Here is a 10,083-nt window from a genome sequence, read left to right on the forward strand (position 1 = left end):
ATCCCTCATCCTTTATCCCTCATCCTTTATCCCTCATCCTTTAGAATTGCTAGTGATACCAAGATCATTTATAACCTTATTTATTGAGGTGTAAAGAGGTTGAATTAGACTTGCCGAATTTACAATTTATAATTCATAATTCATAATTCTTCCTCAAACTGTTAAAATTCGTTAAGGATTATATAATTTTTCTCAATGGGATTACAGCAAGCAACAATTGCAGTGGATGCTATGGGTGGCGATCATGCCCCTGATGAAATCGTAGCCGGAGCAATCCGAGCTGCTGCCGAGTTAGATGTCAAAGTACTTTTGGTCGGATGCCCAGAGCAAATCCGCTCCTGTGTCGACCATCATGGTGGTTTAGATACTTCAAGAGTGGAAATTGTTCCTGCCGATGGAGTTATCACTATGGAGGACAAAGCTACTAGTATTCGTCGCAAACCAAACGCTTCGATTAATGTAGCGATGAAACTTGTTAAAGAGCAAAAGGCTCAGGCAGTGGTTTCCGCGGGAAATTCTGGTGCAGCCATGTCATCAGCATTGCTTCGCTTGGGTCGACTGAAAGGGATTGATCGTCCGGCGATCGGTGCGGTTTTTCCCACTATTGTTCCTGGGAAATCGGTCATCATTCTAGATGTAGGCGCTAATATGGATAGTCGTCCCAAATATCTAGAGCAGTTCGCTGTGATGGGAACAATTTATAGCAAATATGTCATGGGAGTAAATGAGCCTCATGTCGGTTTACTCAATATTGGCGAAGAACCAGGAAAAGGTAATGAGCTAGCTGTTGAAACCCATAAATTATTATCTAGTAATTCGCAAATTCCTTTTAAGGGTAATGCCGAGGGCAGAGATGTCCTCTCAGGAGACTTTGATGTGATTGTTTGTGATGGTTTTGCTGGAAATGTTTTACTCAAATTTGCCGAGGCGGTTGGAGAAGTGATGCTCAACATTATGAAAGAGGAACTTCCCAAGGGTCTACGGGGTAAAGCCGGGACTTTGATGTTAAAACCAAATTTGCAAAGGATCAAAAAAAGAATTGACCATGCAGAACATGGTGGCGCATTGCTATTTGGGGTGTCAGGAATTTGTGTCATCAGTCATGGGAGTTCTCAATCGCCTTCAATTTTTAATGCTATTCGCCTGGCAAAAGAAGCTGTTGATCATCAGGTCTTAGAAAGAATCAGATCCTATAACGAAGAACATATGCAACAAGCTAAAGCGATTGCCTCGGCGAATTCGTAAACTTTTTCCCCCAAGGAGCAAGGGAGATTCACATTGAATAACATTGGCGCGGGTATTACGATTATTGGCTGCGGTTCGGCTGCACCTCAAAATAAATTAACGAATGTGCATTTGTCTGAGATAGTGGAAACTTCCGACGAATGGATCAATAGTCGAACAGGTATGAGAACTCGTCATATCAGCAATAAGACAGAATCTCTGAGTCAATTGGCCGCAGATGCTGCCCAGAGGGCGATCGCAGATGCCAATTTATCTCCTACGGATATTGACCTGATTGTCCTGGCGACTTCAACTCCCGATGATTTATTTGGCAGTGCCAGTAAAGTTCAAAGTTTAGTAGGAGCTACCAGAGCTGTTGCTTTTGATCTCACGGCGGCTTGTTCGGGTTTTGTCTTTGCTTTGATCACGGCTAGTCAATTTATCCGCACTGGGGTTTATCAAAACGTAGTGGTGATTGGGGCTGATATTCTGTCGCGTTGGGTGGATTGGTCAGATCGCACGACTTGTGTCTTGTTTGGTGATGGTGCGGGGGCGATCGTCTGTCAAGCAAGTCAAAATAGCGATCGCTTGTTAGCTTTTGAAATGCATAGTGATGGCAGCCAAAATGCTTGTCTCAATCTGCCCTACCAAAGCCAGTCTAAGTCTTTAGTCCCTGGGATTACGACTCAATATGGCACCTACAAACCAGTCACTATGAATGGAAGAGAAGTGTATCGTTTTGCAGTGGCCAAAGTTCCTGAGGCGATCGAAAAAGCGATGTTCCGTGCCGGCTTAGTAGTAGAAGATATTGATTGGTTGCTTTTGCATCAAGCGAATCAAAGAATTATGGATGCGGTGGCCAAACGCCTCAAGTTACCGCCCGAGAAAATCTTGAGTAATATTGCTGAGCATGGCAATACTTCAGCAGCTTCGATTCCCCTAGCTTTGGATGCAGCGCTCAAAGAAGGCAAGGTAAAAGCAGGAGATACGATCGCGACCGCAGGTTTTGGTGCCGGTCTGACTTGGAGTGCCGCAATTTTCCAATGGGGATGAGTGGTATTGAAATTTATGGAGCCGCGAATATAAGGCCTACCACCTGACAAACCAGTCTTGATAAGCCTTTCTCATAACTTGGAAATAAACCCTTTGTAATGGGGTTATCAAGCGTTTCTCAATGGTCAAGAAGAAGACTTACGGGGGAAACTGGGTAATTTTACCGCAGCAATAGATTTGGGCTGATTTTCTTTCTTAGTCACCACAATTTCTGGCGCTGGCCAATTTGAATTGCTTTTTACAGAAGCTTCTTTTTTTGCCGTTAATAGAGGAGAAACTTCTGAAGATTCGGTTAATTCGACTAAATCTCGGGTTAATATGGCGACTTTTTCAGGCTCATGAGCCTCAGACCAAGATTTGATGGGCTCGCTTTGATGAACTTGAGGAAAAGAAGGTGATAAGACTTTTTCTGGCGAAGCTTCACCTTGGGACATGTATTTTTCCAACATAGCTCGATACTTAAGGGTATTTTGCTGTTGGCGATCTAGTCTGTTTTGTAATTCTTTGATTTGTTTGTTGGCAGCTACAATTTTATAATTTTTGTCATTATTATCATCCTGAAGCTTAGTACATTCTCTTTCTATTTTGGCAATTTCTTGTTGTGATCGCTCTAGTTTTTGAGCAAAGTCTTGGGCCAAAACTTGTTGTTCTTGCAATTTTTGCTGAGAATTTTCTACTTCCTGTAACAGATTAGCAACCTCTTCTTGATGCTCATTTAGTTTTTCTGCCTGTTGTTCAAGTAATAAATTATTATTTGTAAATCGGTTGTTTTGTTCTTCCCCTCTATTTTGAGCTTCTGCTATTTCTTGTTCTAAAATGAAGACCCTCTTGAGCAATTTACGATTATGTTCCCGTAATTTATGGGCTAATTTTTGCCAATCAATATTTTTGGGGGTGCTGTTATTGGATTGAGATTCTGCAACAAGTTGAGATGGGTTTTGGGCTTCCGGCTTGTCTTCTTGCTTGTTGTTTATCGTAGGGGGATGATGCTCATTATTCTCCGTCGACTGAGAATCTAAGGAAGATTCTGGTGATGGCACATTGCTGGTATTATCACTCATAGTTAATTATTTTTTGATTAGTTGAGAAGGTTGGTTTGCTTTTTCTATTGGCAATTTAATCTGAAGCCACAGCTACAGCCACAGTTTATTTAGTTTTAACCAAGAATAATTTTTTGTAAACAGGTAGAAATACGGATATGTAACAGAATGATAAGTAGCAAGCCTACATTGTCTCAGTGTTCCAATCACTATTCCTTAATTCTTTGCCAATTCATAATGTCCCAAGTCCGCATATCCCAAGGAGTTAATTCATAACCGGTGACATCATTACTAAAAGCGGTAACATTAGCTCGATGAACTAGTGGAATGACAACAGCTTCATTGACTAATAAATCATTCATCTCAATGAAAAGTTGTTCTCTCTGCTTGGAATCTAACTCCTTGTTCGCTTGTCGCCACAGAGCATCATATTTTTCATTGCAGTAGCGAGCACGATTATTGCCTTGCCAACCATTAGACTTTTGGGGAACAGACTCGCAAAGATAGAACTGCATATAAGTACCAGGATCGGGATTAGTGTTGCCTGTGGTATACATTTGCAAATCAGCATAAAAACGTTCTACTGTATCCTCACTGCTAGGATCGCTGGAAAAATAAACGCTAGCATCAATGCTTTTTAACTCAACTTCGATTCCCAAAGCTTGTAAGTCCCGTTTGATAATCGCTTGAGTTTTCTGTCGTAAAGGATTTACCGAAGTCTGAAAAACGATTGACATTTCGACCCCATTTTTATCTCTAGTCCCATTGCCATTAGTATCTTGCCATCCTGCTTCGTCTAGCAATTGGGTCGCAAGCTCAGGGTTATACTCATAACTTGTATTGGTCGAAACATATTGTTGGGGTGCCACCAAAAAATTGGCCGTAGCTTGACCTGTCACTCCATATAGTTGCTGGGCAATAGTTTCCCGGTCAATGGCAAAAGTTAAAGCTTGGCGCACTTTGCGATCGCTAAAAAAAGGATGGGGAAATTCAACACTAGAGCGCTCACCGTCCTCTGTTGCCCGATTCGGATCAGTATGGTTAATCACTAACCTTTCCATCAAGGCCCCAAAATTACTAACAACCTTGCCTTGTCCCGCTGATTCGAGTTCCTGGAGGAGCTGGGCTTCTACTTGAAGGTTATAGGCAAAATCGGCATCGGATGTCTGCAAGACGGCTCTGGCCGCAGAAGTGGCATCGCCGCCACCCTTGAGTTCTACTTGGGTAAAACCTAGTTTTTCGGCCGCGCGAAATTCGGGATTAGCTTCATAAATAACTGTATCTCCTGGTTTAAATTCTACGACTCGATAAGCTCCTGTGCCGACGGGTTGCAGATTGGCCGGAGCCTCGCGGGAATTGGCTCCATTATAGTTTTGGTAAATATGTTGGGGTAAAATCATGCCCTCCGCACCAACGAAAACCAAATACCAAGCAGGATTCACATCTTGGAAATTTACTTTAATGGTGTAATCATCGATCGCTTCGATACTAGATACAACTTCATAAATACCTCCAGAAACCGCAGCAACTTGGGGATTGGTCACAAATTCGTAAGTAAAAATGACATCCTTGGCGGTGAAAGGCTGACCATCCGACCATTTGATATTTTGTTTGAGTTTCCAGGTTACGGATTTTCCATCGGCAGCAACCCCACCATTTTCTACGCTAGGGATTTCTGCGGCGAGAAAAGGAATTAATTCTCCATCATTATTGAAACTCGCTAATGGTTCTAGGGTAATGCGACTAGCTTCGGAATCTTTAAACCCTGTGGAGAGGTGGGGGTTGAGAATTGTAGGGGCCTGCCAATATAGTAGCTTGAGACTATTGGTATTTTTATTAGTTTGACTCGTGCGATCGCTACAGGCTGTGATAGTAGAAGCCAGCAAACAAGATAAACCAAGAGATAAAATTTTCTTCACAATCTAAAATCCATTCCTCATGCCCCAAAACAAATATTCTAGTCCCGAAAGAGCAGAAAAAAGTTTAAAAACTCTGATAGAGTTTCTTTTCGTGTTAATAAAAGTTAATTGAGAATCAAAGGTTTGAGGTATTGGGTGTTAGGTTTTAGGTGAATCCCGACAGAATATAAGTTTAGTTAAGAAAGTAAATATCGTGGCCAAACGTAAAGGCGATCGCAAAGAGCAAAATTCCAGTACCGCCAAATCTCGCATCCCAGTTGCCAGTGAAGGTTGGAAAACCGCAATTGAAAGCACGACCATAAGATTTGAGCGCGAATATCGACAAGAAGACTTTAATCTTCCCGCAGAAGTAGAAGATATTGGGATTTTTGACGAATGGCAGGCCGGCAGCTTGCAAAATCGCATTAGTTCTCGGTTTTGGGAATTGAAGACCCCGAAGAAGAAACAATCCTGGTTGGATATTGGTTGTGGTTTGAGTTTTTTGATTTATCCCTGGTACGAGTGGAATGCTTTTTTCTCAGGACAAGAAGTTAGTACTTTTGCTAGAGATACTTTGATGAGTCGGGGGCCACAACTGAATTCTAAGTTATTTCGGGGAGTGAAGTTGGGGGCAGGGCATCTGTTGGATTATGAAGACAATCAGTTTGATGGTGCGATCGCGACGGGTTGGAGTTGTTATTATTCCCCCGATTATTGGGAGCGGGTGCTAGATGAGGTGAAGCGAGTTTTAAAACCTGGAGGCAGCTTTATTTTTGATGTGGTTGATCCTGATAGTTCTCTGGCGGAGGATTGGGCGATTTTAGAGACTTATCTGGAAGCGGAAGTTTTGTTGACCTCCTTGGATGAATGGCGTGGTTTGGTGAAGAAGGCTGAGGGGAAAGTTGTGAAAACGGAGAAGGGGGAGTTGTTTCAAAGTTTTCTTGTTAGTTTTTAGTTGGGTTGAAATTTCGCGCAAAGGCGCAAAGACGCAAAGGAAGACACAAAGGAAGATTTTTCTTTGGATAAAATTGGAGGCAAACATGGTTAGTAAAGAGGAAAAATAACTAGGAAAATCGCTATACTACTAGTGGTAAGAAAAAAAATAGCATATGGCAAAAATTTCAATTTCGCTATCAGATGAGCTATTGAATTATCTAAATCAAAAAATTGATAATCATAGCGCTTTGATTGAGTCGATACTACAAAAATGGCAGCAGCAGCAAGAGGATGAAGCTCTGGCAGAAGCTTGTGTCGCAATAGATGAATTGGAATTAGGCTGGACAGAAGAATGGCAAAAAGCAGCGATTACCGATTGGGAGAAATCTGGTTAGTCACTTTTAATCCTTCAGTTAGAACTGAAATAAAAAAAGACTCGCCCAGCCTTAATCATTTCTGGAAGTTTATTCAATCAAAAGCGCAGTAAAGTATCTGTCTTGCCTTTTACTTCTCTCAAAACTTCAGATAATAGTATTTCCCCCGCAATTGTAAAAGTTTGTTCATCAGAGAAAAGCTTTATCAAATAAGGATTTTAATGCATTTTTGAGCTTTGGGTGATCGCTAGCAAGAATAATTGTTAGTTTTTAAAGTGATCTCGACTCTGTGATTTGCAATCCCCGTATATCGTCTAAAATCGGATAAATTAATTCAATATAGAATCTTAAAGAATGTATTTGTAGCTCTCAAATTAATTTTTCGAGTCTATATTTTTTTCTGCGAAATGTCGGTTCAAAACAATTGACCAATCTATTCCTCATTATATTTAGCTAAGTTTAATAAATAAATAAGATAGTCAATGAATCCTAATATTTGTAATGCGCGCTCTGGAGATAAATCGCCTAATAAACGGTGATGAACTATGTTTCTTATATAACCAAATGCACCTTGAAATAGAAAAAATACAGCTTTTTGTTCAGCAGGAATATCACTAATGATAAGCTTAGGATCTTTCTCGGAAAATGCTATATTAACTAGCTTTGCGCCTGTTTCACTTCCAGTTGATTTTGTAAGATCTCTTAGTCGATTTTCAAGTATTTTTGTTGCCTCCATAACAACGGTATCATGTCTTTCTGGTTGTTCTCTTTCTTCAAAATGATTAAATAAATCTAAGCACCTTGTCCTTAATTCACTATCCAGAATTTCTATTGAATTTATAAAAACAGGTCTGGGTCGCTTAGCATTAGGGATTGCTTCTTCTTCTAATTCAGTTTTTTCAATATATTCATTTTCTACTACTTGATCAACAAGTAGAGGTACAGTTGAAGCGGATATAAAGATCCCAGATTTAAGAATCTCCTCTAATTTGGTGATTTGAGTGTCAACTACTTTAAGAATATTGATGGAAATATTTATTTGCGCAGATAACTTATTTCTTCTACTGTACAAAAACTGAATGTAAAGCAAACAAACTGACTTAAGATATCTAATATCACCATGAGAAATACTTATATGATACCCAGGAAATCTTTTTTCTTCATTCAATTTATTCTCCAAACTATCTATAAATAATTCTGTTTTATAGACATCCTTTGTTAATACTAATTCTGCTTCTATATCATCAGTTAAAATATCATTTAAGTACTCATCCTGTTCAATTTTTTCTATATTTTGTTTTAAGAGTGACAAATAAAATTTAAGAGATTTGAGAAAAAAATTCAAAGGTTTTACATTTAAGAAAAAGCAGTCATGGATATGGCTGTTAGAAAGTTCATTCTTATTATGGGAATCTTCTGGGTACGAGTATTTAACTTCTATCATAATGAGAAAAATTAATTTCCTGAAAATTTTCTTGTATCAATAGTTCGGATAGTTTTTGAAAAAAGCTCGAAAAGCCTAATTTATCCTTAGCTTTCCCAGTCTAAAATAACGCTCAAACGCCCATTATTTTAGTTAGCGATTAATTTTTGTCCGAACTGTTGTTGTATATAATTTAACCAACAATCTTAATCAAGTAAATCAAGACCATGAACAACAACAATAGAGCTATTAATTAAGAATAAACGTCTCTGGTTGAGATCAAATCAATGATGTGACTTTACTAAATAGTCTTAAAGAAATCAAAGTACGATAACTTCTCCAGAAATGCGATCGCGTTTTTTAATCAATCATCTATTAAGACCAAAACAGCAAAACTGTTACACTAATCATCAGTGGGTTTTCTTAGGTTGGAATGCTTAACCGACTTATCAAAATATTTATAACAAAGGAATTTTATTAAAAATGCAAGACTTTTTCCAAAATGTTGAGCGCTATCCTCGCTACATGATTAGCTTAATTGCAGGTATTTTTTGGGCTTTTTTTGAAAAACTGCTGCCCTTCCTGAAAAATCCTGTAACTGCAATCGCGCTAGTTGGTTTTCTCGTGGGAACATTTGTCTTTTTATATCTAACTCTCGAAGCAATGTTGGGCATAAGTTAGAACATTCAACCTCAACCAGCCAAAATGATACCTTTAAAAGATGAAAACCCGATTAGTACAACTCCTATTGTTGTTTATCTACTAATCGCGATTAATATCGCAGTATTTTTTCAGCAATTGAGTTTGGGCGAACAGCTTAATAATTTTTTTCAGCTTTATGCCGTAATTCCTCAAGAACTAACTGCTAGCCTGACAGGAAATCCTCCTGGTCAGTCGGTGCCAGAATGGTTTACTCTAATTAGCTCCCAATTTCTGCATGGGGGCTTTCTGCATATTGGGTTTAATATGCTTTATCTATGGATTTTCGGGAATAATATCGAGGACTCTTTAGGACATGTCAAATTTATTATTTTCTATTTAGTTTGTGGTGTTTTAGCAGGGTTGACCCATTGGTTTTTTGGGATGGAATCTTTGGTGCCGACTATCGGAGCTTCAGGTGCGATCGCAGGAGTCATGGGTGCCTATGTCATCAAATATCCCAAAGCCAAAATTTTGACTTTGCTTCCTCTCGGTATTTTTATCACAACAATTCGGATTCCTGCGATCTTTTTTCTGGGGTTTTGGTTTTTACAACAGGCAATTAGTAGTTTTGCCTCTCTGGGAATGGAAGCTGGGGGTGGAGTTGCCTATTGGGCTCATGCTGGGGGTTTTGTCTTTGGGGTAATTGTGGGGCCCATGCTGGGATTATTTAGTAAAAGAAGAAGATGAGATTAAATAACAGAGGAGATGTCTCCAATGAAATCACTAAACTGAATTGCTTCTATATTAAATAAAGTATCTCTACCATCACCACGATTGCTAATATTCTCAACAGTTGTTGTTATCCCATCACGAGTAATTTCGTACTCGGAAATGCTTCCGGCAAAAACAGCAATGTCATTTCCATTTCCTCCGTCAAGGGTATCACGACCATTACCTCCAGATAGAGTATCGTTGAAATCCCCACCAAATAGTTCGTCATTAAATTGGGAACCAGTAATGTTATAAATTTCTACATTACTGAACTCGACTATATTGCCACCCCCACTAAGTCTTCCTGATCCTAGAGCTGGCACCGAATTAGAAGAGTAGGATATTCGATTGGCAGACAGAGAATAGTCGATTTCTAAAAGATCAATCCCAGCCCCGCCATCTACAGTATCCACACCCAATCCTGTTCTGATAGTGTCGTCGCCTGAACCAAGAGTGATATCGAGATTTTCAAAATTACTAGCTGTTGTTCCATCAATCAAAGTCATAGTTGAAAGCGTATTATCCACAACTGAACCTTGATTAAAGATAGATAAATTACGACTTAAAGTATCACTACCTTCTCCACCATCAAGGACATCAGCCCCTTGACCACCATCGATAGTGTCACGACCATTACCTCCAGATAAGGTATCGCTAAAATCTCCACCAAATAGTTCGTCATTAAATTGGGAACCAGTAATGTTATAAATTTCCACATTACT

General features: G+C 39.5%; 10 protein-coding genes and 1 pseudogene. 7 read left to right on the top strand and 4 right to left on the bottom strand.

Annotated elements, in window-relative coordinates; genetic code table 11:
* Nucleotides 1-195: 195 nt before the first annotated feature.
* Together plsX and XEN7305_RS01135 are read left to right on the top strand one after the other, a co-directional pair.
* A complete protein-coding gene (gene plsX / locus XEN7305_RS01130) occupies nt 196-1,245 on the top strand; it encodes a phosphate acyltransferase PlsX (protein ID WP_006507474.1) in 1,050 nt (349 codons plus the stop codon).
* Between the two features lie 33 nt (nt 1,246-1,278).
* Nucleotides 1,279-2,277 (top strand): beta-ketoacyl-ACP synthase III, encoded by a 999-nt coding sequence (locus XEN7305_RS01135; protein WP_006507475.1) that lies wholly within the window; start codon nt 1,279-1,281, stop codon nt 2,275-2,277.
* Between the two features lie 125 nt (nt 2,278-2,402).
* Here the strand turns inward: XEN7305_RS01135 and XEN7305_RS01140 are convergent, their stop codons facing one another.
* Together XEN7305_RS01140 and XEN7305_RS01145 are read right to left on the bottom strand one after the other, a co-directional pair.
* Nucleotides 2,403-3,338: a hypothetical protein gene (locus XEN7305_RS01140; RefSeq protein ID WP_006507476.1), complete on the bottom strand. Its 936-nt coding sequence runs from the start codon at nt 3,336-3,338 to the stop codon at nt 2,403-2,405.
* Nucleotides 3,339-3,526: 188 nt separating this feature from the next.
* Nucleotides 3,527-5,236 (bottom strand): peptide ABC transporter substrate-binding protein, encoded by a 1,710-nt coding sequence (locus XEN7305_RS01145; protein WP_006507477.1) that lies wholly within the window; start codon nt 5,234-5,236, stop codon nt 3,527-3,529.
* Between the two features lie 193 nt (nt 5,237-5,429).
* On the opposite strand from XEN7305_RS01145, the gene XEN7305_RS01150 reads away from it, so the two are divergent.
* From XEN7305_RS01150 to XEN7305_RS30195, 3 genes are all read left to right on the top strand, one after another.
* Entirely contained in the window at nt 5,430-6,170 is a 741-nt protein-coding gene (locus XEN7305_RS01150; RefSeq protein WP_006507478.1) for a class I SAM-dependent methyltransferase, read from the top strand.
* Nucleotides 6,171-6,324: 154 nt separating this feature from the next.
* Nucleotides 6,325-6,546, top strand: a complete 222-nt coding sequence (locus tag XEN7305_RS01155) for a hypothetical protein (protein WP_006507479.1) — start codon at nt 6,325-6,327, stop codon at nt 6,544-6,546.
* Between the two features lie 57 nt (nt 6,547-6,603).
* Nucleotides 6,604-6,738, top strand: a complete 135-nt coding sequence (locus tag XEN7305_RS30195) for a hypothetical protein (RefSeq protein ID WP_369792503.1) — start codon at nt 6,604-6,606, stop codon at nt 6,736-6,738.
* Nucleotides 6,739-6,958: 220 nt separating this feature from the next.
* Here XEN7305_RS30195 and XEN7305_RS01160 read toward each other — a convergent pair whose 3' ends face one another.
* Nucleotides 6,959-7,969, bottom strand: coding sequence for a TIGR02391 family protein (locus XEN7305_RS01160; RefSeq protein WP_006507480.1), 1,011 nt, complete (start codon nt 7,967-7,969; stop codon nt 6,959-6,961).
* Nucleotides 7,970-8,431: 462 nt separating this feature from the next.
* Between XEN7305_RS01160 and XEN7305_RS01165 the strand changes: the two genes are divergently transcribed.
* Together XEN7305_RS01165 and XEN7305_RS01170 are read left to right on the top strand one after the other, a co-directional pair.
* Nucleotides 8,432-8,629: a DUF751 family protein gene (locus XEN7305_RS01165; protein WP_006507481.1), complete on the top strand. Its 198-nt coding sequence runs from the start codon at nt 8,432-8,434 to the stop codon at nt 8,627-8,629.
* A 24-nt stretch (nt 8,630-8,653) separates the two neighbouring features.
* Nucleotides 8,654-9,337: a rhomboid family intramembrane serine protease gene (locus tag XEN7305_RS01170; RefSeq protein ID WP_006507482.1), complete on the top strand. Its 684-nt coding sequence runs from the start codon at nt 8,654-8,656 to the stop codon at nt 9,335-9,337.
* 2 nt (nt 9,338-9,339) lie between these two features.
* On the opposite strand, the pseudogene XEN7305_RS01175 reads toward XEN7305_RS01170, so the two are convergent.
* A pseudogene (locus XEN7305_RS01175) lies at nt 9,340-10,083 on the bottom strand (hypothetical protein); the annotation flags it as partial.

Origin of the sequence: Xenococcus sp. PCC 7305 (genome assembly GCF_000332055.1) — a bacterium.
GTDB lineage: Bacteria > Cyanobacteriota > Cyanobacteriia > Cyanobacteriales > Xenococcaceae > Xenococcus.

What these genes read in the sequence shown, in the direction of transcription:
- plsX (WP_006507474.1), top strand. Translation starts at nt 196, where the DNA reads ATGGGATTACAGCAAGCAACAATTGCAGTGGATGCTATGGGTGGCGAT.
- XEN7305_RS01140 (WP_006507476.1), bottom strand. Translation starts at nt 3,338, where the DNA reads ATGAGTGATAATACCAGCAATGTGCCATCACCAGAATCTTCCTTAGAT.
- XEN7305_RS01155 (WP_006507479.1), top strand. Translation starts at nt 6,325, where the DNA reads ATGGCAAAAATTTCAATTTCGCTATCAGATGAGCTATTGAATTATCTA.
- XEN7305_RS01160 (WP_006507480.1), bottom strand. Translation starts at nt 7,969, where the DNA reads ATGATAGAAGTTAAATACTCGTACCCAGAAGATTCCCATAATAAGAAT.
- XEN7305_RS01165 (WP_006507481.1), top strand. Translation starts at nt 8,432, where the DNA reads ATGCAAGACTTTTTCCAAAATGTTGAGCGCTATCCTCGCTACATGATT.
- XEN7305_RS01170 (WP_006507482.1), top strand. Translation starts at nt 8,654, where the DNA reads ATGATACCTTTAAAAGATGAAAACCCGATTAGTACAACTCCTATTGTT.